20 protein-coding genes and 1 pseudogene are annotated in these 15963 nt (G+C 42.0%); 10 read left to right on the top strand and 11 right to left on the bottom strand.

Translation table 11 applies throughout. The features are described 5' to 3' along the window. The 3 genes and pseudogenes from MiAbW_RS11440 to MiAbW_RS20075 all read left to right on the top strand — a co-directional run. A partial coding sequence (locus tag MiAbW_RS11440) for a DUF2887 domain-containing protein (RefSeq protein WP_151696222.1) occupies positions 1 to 518 on the top strand: 518 nt, incomplete at its 5' end. Between the two features lie 15 nt (positions 519 to 533). Beyond that, positions 534 to 644, top strand: a pseudogene (locus MiAbW_RS20470) (DUF2887 domain-containing protein); the annotation flags it as partial. Between the two features lie 6 nt (positions 645 to 650). Next, positions 651 to 851, top strand: a complete 201-nt coding sequence (locus MiAbW_RS20075; protein ID WP_238707255.1) for a hypothetical protein — start codon at positions 651 to 653, stop codon at positions 849 to 851. 64 nt (positions 852 to 915) lie between these two features. On the opposite strand, the gene MiAbW_RS11430 is transcribed toward MiAbW_RS20075, so the two are convergent. Continuing rightward, on the bottom strand, positions 916 to 1638 hold the full coding sequence (locus MiAbW_RS11430; protein ID WP_151696221.1) for a PEP-CTERM sorting domain-containing protein: 723 nt from the start codon (positions 1636 to 1638) through the stop codon (positions 916 to 918). A gap of 213 nt (positions 1639 to 1851) precedes the next feature. Between MiAbW_RS11430 and MiAbW_RS11425 the strand changes: the two genes are divergently transcribed. Both MiAbW_RS11425 and MiAbW_RS11420 read left to right on the top strand, forming a co-directional pair. Continuing rightward, the gene (locus MiAbW_RS11425; RefSeq protein ID WP_151696220.1) at positions 1852 to 2667 is read left to right on the top strand and encodes an Rpn family recombination-promoting nuclease/putative transposase; all 816 of its coding nucleotides are present in this window, start codon (positions 1852 to 1854) and stop codon (positions 2665 to 2667) included. A 22-nt stretch (positions 2668 to 2689) separates the two neighbouring features. Beyond that, positions 2690 to 2830, top strand: coding sequence for a hypothetical protein (locus MiAbW_RS11420; RefSeq protein WP_172967364.1), 141 nt, complete (start codon positions 2690 to 2692; stop codon positions 2828 to 2830). Between the two features lie 180 nt (positions 2831 to 3010). On the opposite strand, the gene MiAbW_RS11415 is transcribed toward MiAbW_RS11420, so the two are convergent. From MiAbW_RS11415 to MiAbW_RS11385, 7 genes are all read right to left on the bottom strand, one after another. Continuing rightward, a complete protein-coding gene (locus MiAbW_RS11415; RefSeq protein WP_151696218.1) occupies positions 3011 to 3625 on the bottom strand; it encodes a DUF938 domain-containing protein in 615 nt (204 codons plus the stop codon). Positions 3626 to 3950: 325 nt separating this feature from the next. After that, positions 3951 to 4406 carry a BsaWI family type II restriction enzyme gene (locus tag MiAbW_RS11410; protein ID WP_238707254.1) on the bottom strand — a complete coding sequence of 152 codons (456 nt, stop codon included), beginning with the start codon at positions 4404 to 4406 and terminating at the stop codon, positions 3951 to 3953. A 269-nt stretch (positions 4407 to 4675) separates the two neighbouring features. After that, the gene (locus MiAbW_RS11405) at positions 4676 to 5455 is read right to left on the bottom strand and encodes an HNH endonuclease (RefSeq protein ID WP_151696217.1); all 780 of its coding nucleotides are present in this window, start codon (positions 5453 to 5455) and stop codon (positions 4676 to 4678) included. 40 nt (positions 5456 to 5495) lie between these two features. Further along, complete coding sequence (ald, locus tag MiAbW_RS11400) at positions 5496 to 6581, bottom strand: alanine dehydrogenase (RefSeq protein WP_151696216.1); 1086 nt, start codon at positions 6579 to 6581, stop codon at positions 5496 to 5498. A gap of 83 nt (positions 6582 to 6664) precedes the next feature. Further along, on the bottom strand, positions 6665 to 6967 hold the full coding sequence (locus MiAbW_RS11395) for a DUF3181 family protein (RefSeq protein WP_046661531.1): 303 nt from the start codon (positions 6965 to 6967) through the stop codon (positions 6665 to 6667). Next, on the bottom strand, positions 6960 to 7214 hold the full coding sequence (locus MiAbW_RS11390; RefSeq protein WP_002761850.1) for a hypothetical protein: 255 nt from the start codon (positions 7212 to 7214) through the stop codon (positions 6960 to 6962). The genes MiAbW_RS11395 and MiAbW_RS11390 overlap by 8 nt, the downstream gene beginning before the upstream one ends. Positions 7215 to 7322: 108 nt before the next feature. After that, on the bottom strand, positions 7323 to 9191 hold the full coding sequence (locus tag MiAbW_RS11385; protein ID WP_151696215.1) for a cation:proton antiporter: 1869 nt from the start codon (positions 9189 to 9191) through the stop codon (positions 7323 to 7325). Between the two features lie 774 nt (positions 9192 to 9965). Here MiAbW_RS11385 and psb34 point away from each other — a divergent pair. Next, positions 9966 to 10145, top strand: a complete 180-nt coding sequence (gene psb34, locus MiAbW_RS11375) for a photosystem II assembly protein Psb34 (RefSeq protein WP_002740432.1) — start codon at positions 9966 to 9968, stop codon at positions 10143 to 10145. Positions 10146 to 10219: 74 nt separating this feature from the next. Here psb34 and MiAbW_RS11370 read toward each other — a convergent pair whose 3' ends face one another. After that, complete coding sequence (locus tag MiAbW_RS11370) at positions 10220 to 11002, bottom strand: tetratricopeptide repeat protein (protein ID WP_151696214.1); 783 nt, start codon at positions 11000 to 11002, stop codon at positions 10220 to 10222. Between the two features lie 62 nt (positions 11003 to 11064). On the opposite strand from MiAbW_RS11370, the gene psbP reads away from it, so the two are divergent. The 4 genes from psbP to ureG all read left to right on the top strand — a co-directional run bounded on the left by psbP (position 11065) and on the right by ureG (position 13679). Then, positions 11065 to 11613 (top strand): photosystem II reaction center PsbP, encoded by a 549-nt coding sequence (gene psbP, locus MiAbW_RS11365; RefSeq protein ID WP_151696213.1) that lies wholly within the window; start codon positions 11065 to 11067, stop codon positions 11611 to 11613. Positions 11614 to 11804: 191 nt separating this feature from the next. Further along, positions 11805 to 12194 carry a hypothetical protein gene (locus MiAbW_RS11360; protein ID WP_151696212.1) on the top strand — a complete coding sequence of 130 codons (390 nt, stop codon included), beginning with the start codon at positions 11805 to 11807 and terminating at the stop codon, positions 12192 to 12194. Between the two features lie 128 nt (positions 12195 to 12322). After that, positions 12323 to 12910 carry a Maf family protein gene (locus MiAbW_RS11355; RefSeq protein WP_151696211.1) on the top strand — a complete coding sequence of 196 codons (588 nt, stop codon included), beginning with the start codon at positions 12323 to 12325 and terminating at the stop codon, positions 12908 to 12910. Between the two features lie 175 nt (positions 12911 to 13085). Then, a complete protein-coding gene (gene ureG, locus MiAbW_RS11350; RefSeq protein ID WP_002789156.1) occupies positions 13086 to 13679 on the top strand; it encodes an urease accessory protein UreG in 594 nt (197 codons plus the stop codon). 9 nt (positions 13680 to 13688) lie between these two features. On the opposite strand, the gene MiAbW_RS11345 is transcribed toward ureG, so the two are convergent. Beyond that, complete coding sequence (locus MiAbW_RS11345) at positions 13689 to 14414, bottom strand: WecB/TagA/CpsF family glycosyltransferase (RefSeq protein ID WP_151696210.1); 726 nt, start codon at positions 14412 to 14414, stop codon at positions 13689 to 13691. A 27-nt stretch (positions 14415 to 14441) separates the two neighbouring features. Then, positions 14442 to 15857: an ABC transporter substrate-binding protein gene (locus MiAbW_RS11340; protein ID WP_151696209.1), complete on the bottom strand. Its 1416-nt coding sequence runs from the start codon at positions 15855 to 15857 to the stop codon at positions 14442 to 14444. Positions 15858 to 15963: the final 106 nt, after the last annotated feature.

Raw genomic sequence — 15963 nt, 5'->3', positions numbered from 1 at the left:
GGGAAATTGAAAATAGTCCCAAATCTCGTTATCAAGAATTCTTTGAGTCAGGCCGGGTTAACTGTTATTATCTGAATCAGTTAGATGAGGGGGATTCTCTGGGGGTAAAAGTGTTACAATTAATTGTGGAATCGGAACAAAATACCTTAGCTCAAGGAAAAGAACTGATTCAACAAGTTAGACAACAATTTCAGGAGTCTTTAAAAAGAGAGGACATTCTAGAATTAATCGAGACAATTCTCATTTATAAATTGCCCAAATTAAACCGTAAGGAGATTGAAAAAATGTTTAGTTTAAGTGATTTAAGGGAAACTAAAGTCTATCAAGAAGCTTTGGAGGAAGGAGAATTATCCGCTAAAAAAAGCCTAATTTTGCGTCAGCTAAACTTAAAACTCGGTTCTATTCCTTTAAAGCTAGAACAAAAAATTAAACAGTTAAATCCTAATCAATTGGATAATTTAGCTCTTGCGTTGTTGGGGTTTTCGGATTTAGAAGATTTGCAGCAATGGTTAAATTAAAGAAAAAAGCCTTAGATTCAACAAGTTAGACAACAATTCCAGGAGTCTTTAAAAAGAGATGACATTCTAGAATTAATTGAGACAATTCTCATTTATAAATTGCCCAAATTAAACCGTAAGGAGATTGAAAAAATGTTTAGTTTAAGTGATTTAAGGGAAACTAAAGTCTATCAAGAAGCTTTAGAGGAAGGCAAAGAGGAAGGCAAAGAGGAAAAAGCTCGACAAATTGCCCTAAAAATGCTATCTCCTGGCTTTCCTATCGCAGAAATCGCCCAATTTACCGATTTATCCCCCGCAACTATCGAGCAATTACAAAGACAGCAGCGCAATTAAAGCTTTTAACCGCAAAGGGTGGGGAATTGGCAAAATTTGGCTTATCTCCCCACCCCAAGCGCGGTTAACGACGTTTAGCGAGGCAACGCACCACTAAACCACCACCTAAGAACACCAATCCTGTGATCATACCAGGTTCAGGAACTGCGACGGGAACAGAGGCAACAGAGGCAAAAGAAGCGCTATCGATGAAGAAGGTATCTGTCGTAGTTATATTATTCCCAAAGACGATCGAGCTAAAGTTTGCGTTACCAATAATGCCCAGAAAGCCGTTTTCTCCGCCGATACTGTCATTCACAAGCAGAGTTTGGTTTCCTGTACCATCGAAATTTCCCGTTAGGTTTAGCCCGCCAGCATTAGCACTTGTAAAATCCGCTCCGAAGGCAAACACAGGTGAGGGAAAAGTCCAAGTGATAGTTGCGGAAGCATTACCCGCATCTCCATCAGTGGCATTGTTGAAAAATCCTCCACTAACGCTATTATCCCCAAACGCAACTGCGGGTGGAGAGGAATTCGCCGAAACGATGCCCGAATCCAGTGTTATTGTTTGAGCAGAGGCGATGTTGTTGGTAAAAGTATCGGTGGTGGTGACACTGCCAGCGATGGCATCGACGGCAGCTTGCCAAGCGGTGCGATTAGTGAAAGTAGTGAAAGCTTCGGCGGAAGATACCGAACTCAGCACAAGGGTAGTGGTAAAAACCGTGGCTAGGGAAAAGGATTTGAGCAGAGCCTTTGATAAGCTATGCTTCTCCCCCCCCCCGTGATTGATAAGCTTGGCTAATGACATAAAACTTCGTAAAATTTAACTGATTGTAACCTAGTCCTTCTTCTAGTAATTGTCAAGAAATTTCTGAGAAGATTTTAGTCTATGGTTAGAATTGAATTTTGTCTATAATGTATTCTGCGCTACTATTCTCTTCGGCAACAGTTACGGCGAATACAGGATGTCAACACCGGCGATCGAGGGTATCCTAGGAGAAACGGAAAGTAATCCCTGACAATGTTTGATAATATTTGTAAATTTATCGCCGAAAACTTCTCCGATGATCTAGCCTCTTGGTTATTGGGTTCTCCCCTCTCCTTAACCGTCCTCGACCCGACAGAACTACAATTAGACCCCATTCGTGCCGATTCTCTGATTTTTTTGCAGTCAGAGGAATTAATTCTCCATACTGAATTTCAAACCGACCCCGACTCCAAAATTCCTTTCCGAATGCTCGATTATCGCATTCGCGTCTATCGTCGTCATCCCCAAAAACAAATGCGTCAAGTGGTAATTTATCTGCGACGCAGCGACTCTCCCCTCGTGCGAGAAAATACCTTCCGTCTGGGGGAAACTTTTCATTCCTTCCAAGTTATCCGTCTTTGGGAAGAAAATACACCACAATTTTTTCATCATCCCGGTTTATTACCCTTTGCCGTCCTCAGCAATACCGATGACCCCGAACAGGTGTTAAGTCAGGTGTCCCGTTCTTTAGAAACTATCTCCCAAAAACAGGTGCAAAGCAATCTCGCTGCCGCTACCAGTATTCTCGCCGGGTTAGTATTAAATCGAGAGACGATCAAAAAAATCCTTCGGAGTGACATTATGAGAGAATCCGTCATCTATCAAGATATTTTAGAAGAAGGCAGAGAGGAAGGCGAGGAAAAGGGACGACAAGAAGGACGACAAGAAGGATTGCAAGAAGGCAAAGAGGAAAAAGCTCGACAAATCGCCCTAAAAATGCTATCTGCTGGTTTTTCTATCTCAGAAATCGCTCGATTTACCGATTTATCTCCCGATGCGATCGAGCAATTACAATCGAGAGACGACTAAAAAAATCCTTCGGAGTGACATCATGAGAGAATCCGTCATCTATCAAGCTATTTTAGAGGAAGGAGAATTATCCGCTAAATTAAACTCTATTCCCCGTTTATCGGTCTTAGGATTAAGTGTAGAACAAATTGCCCAAGCTTTAGACTTAGAGATTGGGCAATGATTTGGTAGTAGTGCCGTAGCCCTCTTGCTTATCTGGTAAAAAGTGTATAAAATATTTACCAATAAAAATAATTTGCTCAAATCAGTCCTTAAAACTCTAACTTGATGACGACTTTTCTGATAAATATCTCTTGATGGCTTACTCAAAGCCACTGATTACTGATTACTGATAATTGCCATGTTAAAGCAATTGAAATAAAACCGAGAGATTATTAGCTGGCATAGGAATTACTTCTAACAATTGTAAACCTCGAACGCTGGCTTCTTGCACCACATCTTCTAAATTCCTAACTCCCCAACTGGGGTTTTGAGAACGGAGAGAAAAATCAAAGCTTTCATTACTAGGAGAAGTATGTTTGCCCTGTCGTTTATAGGGACCATAAAGATAGAGGATTCCCCCTGGATTAAGAATTCGATTTGCTCCTGCCATTAAAGCTAAACAAGCTGACCAAGGAGCAATATGAATCATGTTAATATTAACAATGGCATTAATGGCGATATTTTCCCTCTCTACCGCCCAAACTGACTGATGAACATCGATAAATAGGGGGCGATCGAGATTAGAACTAGGACAATAATCGCACCAACTGCGAATACTATCTAGAGCCAGAGGGTTACAATCGGAGGGAATCCAACGACAAGGAGCAAGACGAGGAGCAAAAAAAACAGCGTGTTCACCCGTGCCGCTGGATATTTCCAAGATATTGCCAGTCTTCGGTAAAAATTGGCTGAGAACTTCCAAAATCGGCTGACGATTGCGTTCTGTTGCTGGGGCGTATTGACGTAAATCAGACATAACACTAAATCCGTTGGCTCTCTTAGGTTTGGTGGGTAAAATGTATTCTAAGATACAGTCCTGCTGGCGGTCGCAACGCGAGACCGAGTGGAAGAAACCACTCCAGACACAGAGGACACAAAGATTGATCGCTTCTATAGTAAGTTAAACTGGTCACACAAAGAATAAGAGAGCCAATCCGTTGAGTATAGGCTACATATTAGGACAGCCGAACGGCAAGAGGCAAAAGGGGGAATAGATAATCAGTCTTTAGTAACTGGATTTAGTATTACAGCCCACATTCAGCAGATTAAATTCCATACTTTCTAGGGCTAATTTTGTCCAATTATGGCTTAAAAAAGTCTCTAACAAAATCTACTAATTCTGATAAGGGACTAATAAAATCTTGGGATTTTTGTCTATTTAAATCTGTCTCTTTTTCATTATCTAATTTTTTGGACAAAAATGCTTTATCAAAAAAATTTAACATTCCTCGTTGTTGAGGATTGTTAATTTCGTTGTAAAAATTAACTGTAACAAAACAGATAAGAGGAATTTCTGGAACATTATAGTTAATGCCGTATTTTTCCTTAATTTTAGAACCATGATCATTAGCTATTTCTAACAAAAGTTTCCATTTATAGGTTTGCGATGCTCTTTCTCGCAAAGAAGTTTTTAACGATAAAATTATACATTTAGGATAGGGTATTTCTTGATTATTACCATCACTTATATTTGCAGAAGTATGGTAAGAATAAATGATCAAATCACAATCTGGTTTTTGTTGTTCTCCATCACCCAATTTAATAGTGGATATATTTTCAAATCCTCGAACAGCAGATTTTTTATTAGTTATATAAATATGTTGATCAATATTATTGATTTCCCTATTTTTGAGAAAAATATAGATAACTGCATAGGTCAGAAATGTTGAATCCTTAGATAAAACTTTACATACAAGCTGACAAAAACAGCATAGTCATTAAATTCCATAATTGCAAAAGTGTTTTAGACAAACTCAATTATAAACAAAGTAATGCAATTGAGAATTTAATTTACCTTATCCTATTTTTAGCCCTGAAATATATGATAGCGATGATAGTTTAAAAAATCCAAATCCGGTAAAAAGCGATCGGGAACATTTAAAGTTTTACCGCGATAGTTGATAAAATTTAGTTCTAACGTCTCGCTACCTTGATCCTGAGCCTTTTTTTCGATCTCGTGACCAATAATTAATCTTAAATCCTCATCGAAACTAATTAAACCTCGATCGAAAGCAGTATCATGAGTACGAGCTAGGCAAAGGCCATTATGAGGGTTTAAACGTTGTTCGGGAAATTGACTCCAGGGTAATATATGACTAGCTGTTAATAACAGAGGAATGGGATTTCCTGTAATACAGCAACGATAGTTATATAGGGCTAAAATTGTCTTTCTAAAAAAGTTTTGTCCGATTCTAACTTTTCTGATTGCCTCGGTTTCTGTTTTGATATTTTCTGAAAAATTAAGTCTAGTAAAATCCTCTTGCTGCTCGTTGATAACCCCTAAAAGAACTTGTAATTTTTCCTCACTTTCTAGGGCTAATTCTGTCCAGTTATCCTCGAACTCCTGCCAGATTTGCCGATCAGCTTTACTGATACCTTTTAACCCCTGTACTCCTCGCAATTGATGTCTGGGATCGAGAGAACCAAAATTACATAATTTCATCACCAGGGCCGATGGTGTTCGCCGTAACTTTTCAGCGACTTCGATAATAACAGGATTATTGGTGTGGAATTGTCCATAGGGAAATTTATAGTATAAATTGAGAGCGATCAGCAGCTCATCCCTTGTCCATAAATTCTTAGTCATAACCCCTAAAAAATACCACCATCAGCCCTGAAATTACTGCTCAAATCAAATCGGGAAAAACTTCGCGCACTGCTGGATGAATTAACCGATGATTGGCGACATTTAACCCCTTAGCGAGGGAAACATCTTGATCCAAGGCTTTTAACCCATGGTCGGCTAATTTAATAACGTAGGGTAGGGTACTATTATTTAAAGCTTGGGTTGCCGTCCAGGGTACTGCTCCAGGCATATTAGGCACCCCATAATGTACTACTCCCGACTCCAAGTAAGTCGGTTGACTGTGGGAAGTGGCCCGCAGAGTTTCCACGCAGCCCCCTTGGTCCACCGCCACATCGACAATTACAGAACCAGGGTTCATTTTGGCGACTAAAGAGCGAGAAACTAGAGTCGGCGCTCGTTTTCCTAAGACTAGCACTGCTCCAATCAATAAATCGGCCTTAGGAACCACATCTTCTAATTGTGCCGGGCTACTATAAAGCAATTCTACCCTAGAACCGAATAAAGTTTCTAAATAGGCCAAGCGCTCGACGTTAATATCTAAAATAGTCACTTTTGCGCCCATACCGATGGCAATTCTGGCCGCTTCCGTACCCACCACACCACCGCCAAGGATAACCACTTGTCCAGGACTCACCCCGGGGAAACCCCCCAGTAAAACTCCTCTACCTCCCTGTTGTTTTTCCAGATAGCGGGCCCCAAATTGTACCGAAAGACGACCGGCAATAACACTCATGGGAGTCAAGAGAGGCAAACGACCATCGGCAAGCTCGACCGTTTCATAAGCGATCGCAGTTGTTCCCGACTCGATTAATGCTTCCGTTAAATAGCGCTCGGCCGCTAGGTGTAAATAGGTGAATAGGAGAGCTTCCTTGTTTAAAAAGCCGTATTCTGCCTTAAGCGGCTCTTTTACCTTGACAACTAGCGGTTTATCCCAAACTTGGGCCGCTTTTTCCACAATTTTGGCCCCGGCTTTTTCGTAATCCTCATCGCTGAATCCGGCACCCAACCCGGCGGCCGTTTCCACAAATACCCTATGACCGCGATCATTGAGTACACGCACACTACTGGGACTTAAACCGACGCGAAACTCTTGATCTTTAATCTCTTTGGGAACGCCTATTTCCATGGTTTGCTTCTGGGGGACTATTTCTAACTACTTTAGCCTGTTAGTCCTAGTCTGCGAGTTATCAGGCACACTATTTGGGAATTTTAGCAACTTTTTTGGTATTCTTCCAGCAAATCGATTAAATCTATCTGACATTTGCTGGGTAATAAATCCGCTAGGGAAACTTGCAGATGACCACCTCCGAGGGTGACTTTTATCTCCCGCAGGATAGACATGACTGCATTCTCGCTTAAACTGTCGTTTTCGAGCAAAGGGAAGACTTTTTCGGCAACGACGCTGTGTAAATGGGCTTCCCGGAGATAGAGATGCCATTTAGCCACGTCAATGTAGATATTGTCGCCGATTTGGGCCGCCAGATTTTCGATGTCCTGAGTTGTGTTAGCCATGGGATGTTACCGAGTAGTTAGCGATCGCCGCTATATAAATCAAATGTCCTACCAATAGAATAGCCCAAATTCCCGTGAACAGATTTAACCAAGTCCAATCGGAGAATTTAATGATATGAAAAAACCACAACCCTGAATTAATCGCTAAAAAACCCGCCACATGAACGGCGAAATTCATGCGATCATCTAAACGTCGGAAAGCGGGATCGTTTTTGCGGTCGGGTTGACGGGGCCAACGGGGAGGCATAAGCAGTGATCATTTATCAATTATCAGTTATCAGTGTACCGTTTTTTTTAGCTAAGTTAAGCTGCCAGAGTGCCTATCCTCACCAAGAAGTTAATTTTGTCCTATTACTTATCTACTGGTGGCGATTTCCACTTCGGGTAAGATTTCTAAAGATAAACGGGTTCTGACAGTGCCAGAAAGACGTTTAAGCAGTTGCGGGCGTAAATCGCGCAGAATATAGATTAATTCGTCTCCTGTGCGCCATTCTTCCCTTTCTGTGACTACCTGTAGGGAATTATCGCGACGCAATAGTAGGGGCAGCAGTTCGCCATTTTCGATTAATTTAGTTAATCTGGTCTGTTGTTCGCTCAAATCATCGGCTTTAAAGATAGTTTTACCCAATTTAATCTGATTATCGTCTAAATACTGATTCCATTCCTTGACCGAAAAACTGGGGAGAAAAACCTGATTAACCTTATTTTTATCTGGGTTGGGGGTTCCCGCAAAGGCAGCCAACACCCGGGGAGGATGAAATTCCTCCCCGGCTCTTTGGGCTAAAACCAGATTAACCTCGCTATTATTAGTCAAAACCAGAAAAGTCCCCATGGATTCGATGCCCGCTTCTTGCAGTATTTTTGTATCAAGTGCGCTACTCTGCAGCACCGTCAAACCCTCTTCTTTTGCTTGCTGACAGGCTGCGGCATCCGTATCGATTAAAACCACGTTTTCCCCTTGTTCTTGGAATAAAGAACCGATTAAGCGACCTAGGGGATTACAACCGACGATTACTGCCCCTGTTGCCGCAGAAGAAGTGATTTTTAGCCCTTTTGCCACCCAACGCGCCGTTAATCCCTGAATAAAAACGGTCATTAAAATTGTTAAAAAGACTAAAGCTTTGATTGCCTCACCGCCATTAATACCGGCGCGGGTGAGTAAAATGGCAAATAAAGAAGCTACGGAAGCAGAAACGATTCCCCTAGGGGCAACCCAAGCGATAAATAACTTATGTCGCCAATTTAGGTCACTTTTTAGGGTACACAAAGCCACACTCAGGGGACGTACCACCAGCATCAAGACTAACACGGTCAGGACGCTGCCCCAACCCAAAGCGATGACACTGGCGATCGAAAGATCCGCCGCTAGTAAAATAAACAGTACCGACACGCAAAGAGTGGTTAATTGACCCTTAAAACGTCTTAATAACCGCTCATCGGGAACTGCCGCCGCTTTTAGCACAATTCCCGCCATTACCACCGCCATTAACCCCGATTCACTGCGACTAAATTGCGATAAACCAAATAATCCCCAGACTCCCGCTAAAACCACAAGATTCTTTAGCTCAAAAGTCAAAAAATTGCAAGTTTTTATAATAAAACTTAACAATCCCCCTCCAGCAATGCCGATCGCCGCCCCGATACCTAAACGCAAGGTTAAACCGGTGATAATTGCCATGGGGCGGGAATGACTATCAATAATCGTATTTAGCACCACTACGGCTAAAATTGCGCCCACAGGGTCGATTAATACCCCTTCCCCTTCCAAAAGCGTCGCCACCCGTCGATCCACGGCTACTTGCTTCAGCAAAGGCCCGATCACTGTCGGACCGGTTACTACCACTAAAGAAGCGTAAAGAAAAGCGATCGGCCAGGGAAATTCCCCCAACCAGTGGGCTGCCATACCGCCACCGATGAGAGTGATGGAAGTACCGAGGGTGACAAGATTGCGTAAACTGCCAGAAACTCGCCCTAATTCCCGTCCGCTTAGGCTTAAACCGCCTTCAAATAGGATAATCGCCACAGAGAGAGCAACAAGGACTTCTAAGCCAATTCCCAGACTTTGGGGGTGTAAAATTTCCCAACCATCGGACCCTAAGGCAATCCCAAAAATAAGCAGGAAGACAATACTGGGAACTTTCAGGTATTCGGCAATGACTTGGGCTGTAATCCCTGCCACCACAGTGATGACAATTTGCAGGGTAAGGGCGAAAGATGGATCCATGTTTAGCGATCGGTTATCGGCTATCGGTGGTCGAGGCGGGGTTATGGTTGGGGTTTAATGATTCTAATTATAGTTTTGATTCCTGCTGTGGGGGAGCATCCTGACCGCTAAAACTGAGATTATCGGCAAACTTAAACAATCTTGGTTAAATACCTATTACGACACAGAAAACGGTCAAGAGAAAAAGAAAGAATTACCTAGTTTTAAGGAATTGGGTAAGGATGGCCTTTGCCTCTGGCTATTTTACAAGACTAGGCTTCTGTAGGAAGTTTTAATTAGGGTTTGCTGAAAAAGGCCTAGGGTGGGGTCAGGAGATCGGCAGGTTTCGGCTGTGATACTTCGGCGTGAGCTTTTGTCGAACGGGGGCAGCAGGCAGGAGTTTCAGGCTTTGTTGCCCTACTTTTTAGTACCAGTTTTTGTACTAAAAGAAGGATGATGCAAGGTTTTTGAAGGTCTCAATCCTATTTTCCGGTACTAGCATCGGATTTTAACAGGTCAAAAGCCTTATTTTAAAAGGGTTTTACCATTATTTAGCAAGCCCTAATTAAACAGCTAATTTAGTCAAGTGATTGGCTTTTTTAAGTTGTTTTTGCGGTTTCAATCATTGGAAGTGCGATCGCCAATAAAAGTAGCAGAGTCCAGCAGTTACCCCAAGACTAAAAATTGTTATCCCCGCTGGAATTCCAAGCATCCCCGACTTGGTTACTGATATGTTGTACGATTGTAATAAGAGGATTTTTTTCCTGAAAAATTGTCATATTTGAGGTTTTGATTATGCCTTATACAAACGAAGAAGGTGGACGCTTAAATAATTTCGCAGCCGAACCGAAAGTTTATCAAGCGGATCCCCCCACTAAATCGCAACAACGTAATTATATTTTCTGGGGTGTTGCTGCGATCACACTTGTCGGTGGACTGTTGGCCGTCGCTTTTTACGCATCTCAAGCTGGCTAAAATTTAGTCCCTCGTAGTTGCGATTTAGCCTCTTTCACTCCTCTTTACCGCTAATATCACAACTACTCCCTATTTTAAGGCTTTTGACCCTGAATTAATGCCGCTGCTGACTGAGACTTAGCCGCAGTACCCTGTTTACCCTGAGATAACGCTAGACGGGCAGCCGCTTCTAAATCAGCGATCGCTTTTTCCCTGTTTCCCAATTTATAATAGGTTAAACCCCGATTGTGGTACGCTTCGGCAAAATTAGCATTGATTTTCAGACTCTCATCATAGTCCCTTAAAGCCATTTCCTGCTGTCCGGCTCGGTTATAGGCCAGGGCGCGATTATAGAAAATGCGATCCTGTCCTCTGGTTCCCTGTAAACTCAAAGCTTTTGTGTAATCCTCGATCGCTTCTAGGTGTTTACCTAAGTCATCCTTAGCATTACCGCGATAAATAAAGAAATCAGCAAAATTTCCGTTTAAAGCGATCGCTTTTGTGCAATCATCCACGGCTGCCTCGTATTTTTTCGTCAGATAATAGGCATAACAACGATTACCGAGGGCATTAACATAATTAGAGTTGATTGTCAAGGCATGGGTATAATCTGCGATCGCTCGCTCGTACTGGCCGAGAACTAATTCTGCGTAGCCGCGATTATAATAAGCATCGGCATCCTTCGGTTCTAATTGTAGAGCTTGAGTAAAATCGGCGATCGCCCCTGAGTAATCCCCTGCGGTTAAACGATCCACCCCCCGATTATAAAATTCTACAGCTTTCACAGGGTTAGCGGGGTTTTGAGCGCTTAGGGGAGAGACAGTCAGTAAAAAAGTCGCTATAGCCATAATAATTGTCAATTTTTTCTTAATTCTCATAATCCCTTCACCTAAACAATTCAAGGTAAAATTAAACAGCCCTACTCACAGGTCAAAATATCATGATTAAATCTCTTTTGGCGACTTTCCTCCTGATCACCACCCTCCTTTTCACCGCTTGTGCAACTCCCATCGCTGGACTGCAAGGATACACCAGCGGCAGCCAAGGCTATCAATTCTTATATCCTAAGGGTTGGACGCAGGTGGATGTGAAAAAAGTTGCAGGAGTAGATGTGGTTTTTCATGACCTGATCGAAACGAGCGAAAATTTAAGCGTTATTATTAACCCCGTCCCCGACAATAAAACTTTAACAGATTTAGGGACAGCCTCGGAAGTTGGCTATCGTCTCCTGAAAAATAATAGTCTTAACCCCAATCTCGATAAGGAAGTAGAATTAATTCGCTCAGAATCCCATCAAATCGACGGCCAAGATTATTATATCCTCGAATATCAAGTTAAATTAGCCAACGGCCAAGAACGTCATAATCTGGCCAGCGTCACGGTTAATAATCATAAACTCTATTCTTTTAATCTTTCCACTTCCCAAAAACGTTGGACGCAAATTCAAGAACTCTTTGAAACTATCGTTGATTCTTTCTCGGTTAGTTAGGGAAATAGGGGATTTTCAGTGAACAGTAATCAGTGATCAGTGAGTGGAACGAACTACAGAGACACAAAGAACACAAAGACTGATCGCTACTATATACTATATAAGTTAAACTTATCACACAAAGGATAAGAGAGCCGTGGAGTGTGGTAACTGGTAACTGATAACTGGTAACTGATAACTGATAACTGAATATGAGTAACTCGGAAGAAAATAGACTAGATAGACTCGGAGCTCTTGCTGAAAATACCCTAACAGAACTACGGGAGATTAAATCAGGACTACAGGAGATTAGATTAGGACTACAGGAAACCAATCAGGGATTAAAAGAAACTACAGCGATCGCTAATTCTAACGCCAAATCAATCGAAGCGTTAACTAATAGTCTTGCTGAGTCTAAAAAAGAATGGGAAAAAGACAGACGGGGACTTGATCAACTGCTAGGACAATTAACTCGATCGATGTCAGATTTTTATGAGGTTCAGTCAGACTTTTACAATCGATTTAACAATGAAGAAAGAGAATCACGCATGGTTGAGATTTTAGATCGTTATTTTCCCCGCAAAAATCCTGATAATTCCTAGCATAAATAGCTAAAAACATGATAACTGATGGTGGGTTACGGCAAATAGATAAATTAATAATTAATTCTCATAATTTGTCATTGCCTAACCCACCCTACCTAACTTTTTTACTTTTTCCTTTAAAACTTATGTCCATACCCTTGATTCTTGCTTCCGCTTCTCCCGCGCGCAAAAAACTTTTACAAATGGTGGGAATCGATCCGATTGTGCGGGTAAGTAACTTTGATGAATCGACAATTAATGCTGATGATACTCTCCATCTTGTCCAAACTTTAGCCCAATGTAAAGCGCAAACGATCGCCCCCCAATTTGATACAGGATTAATTCTTGGTTGTGATTCCGTCTTAGAAGTAGCGGGGGAAGTCTATGGCAAACCCAAGGATAAATCAGAAGCGATCGATCGTTGGCAAAAAATGCGCGGTCAGGTGGGTGTACTCTATACAGGTCATGCTTTAATAGATCGAGTTAATAATCAAACCTTGACTCGTTGTGGGATCACTAAAGTTCACTTTGCCAATATCAGCGATGAAACAATTATTGCCTACGTTGACACCGAAGAACCCCTTAAATGTGCCGGCTGTTTTGCCCTAGAAGGAAAGGGGGGTCTATTCGTGGAAAGATTAGAGGGATGTCACAGTAATGTTATCGGTTTAAGTTTACCACTATTTAGGCAGATGTTAACGGATTTTGGCTACCAAATCACTGACTTTTGGTGATCTTTTTGCCGATAATTTCCCCAAATTTATTGGCAAAAGGGCTTGACAAATTCTCAGATTTGTGTTAACCTTTTATTATAATGGGAATCCTTGTCGCCCTGCGAACCCCTCTTTTTTCTATCGGATAGCCCCAAAATTTTTAACCCGTTCCTTTTCACTTTTTCCCGAAAAAACTATGTCTTGCTTGCGCGTGGGAATTGCCGGTCCGGTGGGTTCAGGAAAAACAGCCCTGCTCGATGCCCTGTGTAAAAATTTGCGGGATCAATATCCGATCGCCGTAGTCACCAATGACATTTATACTCAAGAAGATGCCCAATTTTTAGTGCGATCACAAGCTTTAGCCCCAGAAAGAATTTTAGGGGTAGAAACGGGAGGATGTCCCCATACAGCTATTCGCGAGGATGCCTCAATTAACTTAGTTGCCATTGAACAGTTAGAGAGAAAATTTGCTAACTTAAAGCTAATTTTTCTGGAAAGTGGTGGCGACAATTTAGCGGCAACCTTTAGCCCCGAATTAGTAGATTTAACCATCTATGTGATTGACGTAGCAGCTGGAGATAAAATCCCTCGCAAAGGTGGACCGGGTATCACCAAATCGGATCTATTGGTAATTAATAAAATAGATTTAGCCCCGATGGTGGGGGCAGATTTAGGGGTGATGGATAGAGATGCCAAAAAGATGCGCGGGGATAAACCCTTTATCTTCACCAACTTAAAAACACGAGAAGGATTAGAGCAAGTGATTGCCTTTATCGAAAAGAATTTATAATAACTATTACTAGGAATAAAAAAGTGATCGCCAGAAAAATTTAGGTAAAGCTAACATTCTTTTCCAGCGCCAAGGTTCCTGATAGAGTCGATACAACCACTCTAAATTATTGTCACAGAAAAAGCGAGGGGCGCGGATTTTTGTCCCGGACCAGATATCAAAACTCCCCCCCACACCTACCCAGATAGCTTGGGGACAGAGATTGCGATGTTCCCTAATCCAATATTCCTGTCGGGGTACTCCCAAACCAACTAAAATTAAGCGCGGTTGTTGATCTTTTAATACCTCAATCCAATCGGACATTTCCTCGGAGGATAGATAACCATGATTAGCCAGAATACGGATATTAGGTATCTTTTTCTGCCAATTACTTGCCGCTTTTTCTGTAATCCCTGGTTTACCACCAAAAAAAGCAATAGGAGAACTCTCTCCCTGCATTCCTAACTCAGTAATTAAGGATTCTGATAATTCAATACCGGGGCAGCGGGTTTGTTTTTTGCCCCTTAATTTTAAGTAAATAACAATCCCAGCACCGTCGGGAATAACTAAATCTGCTTCTCGAATAACTTGGGCTACTTTGGCATCATTTTCCCCTAACATTGCCATTTCTGCATTAAGAGTGACAACGTGGGAACCAAAACCTTGATAGGCGCGATCTATTAACCAACGACTGTAGTTATCGAGAAGATGAACCGGTAACCCGAGAACTGAATATTTAGGGGGAGTTTCTAACATATAATTCATCTTGATTTAGTTGTCATTTTATCGAGAAATTGGCACAAAATCCACCCCAAAACTAGAACGAGAACCGGGTTGAACTACCACTAATTGTACAGATTGATTGCGATCGCCAGAGGGTAAAAATCGCACTGGATTAGTCGCCCCGGGAACGGAAAAATTACTGCTTCTTAACGCCTGTTGAACTCCCTCTCGGCTAGATTCTGCCTTAATTCCAGCGATTAAAGCCTGGGTAGCGTCATAGGCCGTAGCTGTGCGCCAATTTACGTCTCCTTGCCACAATTGGCGGGAATTATTCACAAAAGGACTGTTCGGATTAGCCGCCAAATGCCAAGCGACAGCGACAATCATGCCAAGGGCATTTTTTCCGCCTACATCCAGAGTTTTGGGGCTATAAACGTCATCACCCGCCACAATCAGTAATTTTTGACCATTGATCTGAACCACCTGCAAAGCCTTATCTAGGGTACCACTATCCCCAAGAAGGGCGATGAGATTTGCTCCCTCCTGTTGAGCTTGTTGGAGGCTTTTAGAAGGGGTAAAAGTGAGGGAAGATAGATCAAATTCACTCACCACTTGACCTCCTCCTAATCCTAAAGCGGTGGTAAATTCAGATTTTAGGGATTGACTATAATTACTTTGGGAGTTAAAAAATACCACTGCCTTGACGTTAGGAATTTTTTGTAAGCTAGATTCGGCTAATGCCCGTGCCGCCACAAAATCACTGGGAACAGAACGAAAGATATAGTCACCAAAATTGGAGAGTTTAACTGAGGTACTGATGGGGGAAATCATTACTAATCCTGCTTTTTGATAGATAGCAGCCGCCGCTAAAGAGGTGTCACTGCTAGTGTGTCCTACTACTCCTAAAATGCTGTTGTCAGCCGCTAATTTTTGGGCAATTTGAGCAGCAATTTCAGGACTATCAGCATCATCAGCAATGATAACTTTTAAAGGAATGCCATTAATTCCTCCGGTTTGATTGATTTGATTTTGAGATTGGGCAACTCCTCGTAAAACTTCTAGGGCGGTGTTGACATTGCTACCAATTGGCACGGAAACGGCGATAGTATAGGACTTAGCTTCACCAATACGGGCGTTATTTAAGTAGATGAGAGCTTCGGGATCATTTTGATTAGCTCGCAGGGATTTTTCTAGGAGGTAAACTGCTTGCTGAAAGTCTCCTTTGCCGAGTGCCTGTATAGCAGCTTGTTTATCGGAAGAAGCCCCTTCAACTATTAATAAGTTTTCCCCTTGACTAAATTTTGCTTGTGCCGATACCGATTTTTGCTCCGGTGATATTTTCTCGATTTTAGAAAGATTGGTTGGGGTATTTTTTCCTTGAAAACGATTGTATAACCACCAACCACCTGCCCCAAAAAATATTAGGGTAATCAGCAGGGCTAAAAGCAGGGTGACGGTCTCATTTTTCTGGCTCATGGGCTGATCAACTAAGATTAAATTAATGGTTTAATCGAGATTTATAGCTAATAAAAGTAACATTTTTTTGTTTTTAATAGGGCTAATTCAAGTTTGAATGGCACCA

The sequence above is a fragment of the Microcystis aeruginosa NIES-4325 genome (assembly GCF_008974145.1).
GTDB lineage: Bacteria > Cyanobacteriota > Cyanobacteriia > Cyanobacteriales > Microcystaceae > Microcystis > Microcystis aeruginosa_G.
This window is presented reverse-complemented; position numbering and strand designations above follow the sequence as displayed.

What these genes read in the sequence shown, in the direction of transcription:
- MiAbW_RS20075 (WP_238707255.1), top strand. Translation starts at nt 651, where the DNA reads ATGTTTAGTTTAAGTGATTTAAGGGAAACTAAAGTCTATCAAGAAGCT.
- MiAbW_RS11385 (WP_151696215.1), bottom strand. Translation starts at nt 9,191, where the DNA reads ATGGATCCATCTTTCGCCCTTACCCTGCAAATTGTCATCACTGTGGTG.
- MiAbW_RS11415 (WP_151696218.1), bottom strand. Translation starts at nt 3,625, where the DNA reads ATGTCTGATTTACGTCAATACGCCCCAGCAACAGAACGCAATCGTCAG.
- MiAbW_RS11340 (WP_151696209.1), bottom strand. Translation starts at nt 15,857, where the DNA reads ATGAGCCAGAAAAATGAGACCGTCACCCTGCTTTTAGCCCTGCTGATT.
- MiAbW_RS11405 (WP_151696217.1), bottom strand. Translation starts at nt 5,455, where the DNA reads ATGACTAAGAATTTATGGACAAGGGATGAGCTGCTGATCGCTCTCAAT.
- ureG (WP_002789156.1), top strand. Translation starts at nt 13,086, where the DNA reads ATGTCTTGCTTGCGCGTGGGAATTGCCGGTCCGGTGGGTTCAGGAAAA.
- MiAbW_RS11360 (WP_151696212.1), top strand. Translation starts at nt 11,805, where the DNA reads ATGAGTAACTCGGAAGAAAATAGACTAGATAGACTCGGAGCTCTTGCT.
- psb34 (WP_002740432.1), top strand. Translation starts at nt 9,966, where the DNA reads ATGCCTTATACAAACGAAGAAGGTGGACGCTTAAATAATTTCGCAGCC.
- MiAbW_RS11370 (WP_151696214.1), bottom strand. Translation starts at nt 11,002, where the DNA reads ATGAGAATTAAGAAAAAATTGACAATTATTATGGCTATAGCGACTTTT.
- psbP (WP_151696213.1), top strand. Translation starts at nt 11,065, where the DNA reads ATGATTAAATCTCTTTTGGCGACTTTCCTCCTGATCACCACCCTCCTT.
- MiAbW_RS11345 (WP_151696210.1), bottom strand. Translation starts at nt 14,414, where the DNA reads ATGTTAGAAACTCCCCCTAAATATTCAGTTCTCGGGTTACCGGTTCAT.
- MiAbW_RS11395 (WP_046661531.1), bottom strand. Translation starts at nt 6,967, where the DNA reads ATGGCTAACACAACTCAGGACATCGAAAATCTGGCGGCCCAAATCGGC.
- ald (WP_151696216.1), bottom strand. Translation starts at nt 6,581, where the DNA reads ATGGAAATAGGCGTTCCCAAAGAGATTAAAGATCAAGAGTTTCGCGTC.
- MiAbW_RS11355 (WP_151696211.1), top strand. Translation starts at nt 12,323, where the DNA reads ATGTCCATACCCTTGATTCTTGCTTCCGCTTCTCCCGCGCGCAAAAAA.
- MiAbW_RS11420 (WP_172967364.1), top strand. Translation starts at nt 2,690, where the DNA reads ATGAGAGAATCCGTCATCTATCAAGCTATTTTAGAGGAAGGAGAATTA.
- MiAbW_RS11425 (WP_151696220.1), top strand. Translation starts at nt 1,852, where the DNA reads ATGTTTGATAATATTTGTAAATTTATCGCCGAAAACTTCTCCGATGAT.
- MiAbW_RS11390 (WP_002761850.1), bottom strand. Translation starts at nt 7,214, where the DNA reads ATGCCTCCCCGTTGGCCCCGTCAACCCGACCGCAAAAACGATCCCGCT.
- MiAbW_RS11430 (WP_151696221.1), bottom strand. Translation starts at nt 1,638, where the DNA reads ATGTCATTAGCCAAGCTTATCAATCACGGGGGGGGGGAGAAGCATAGC.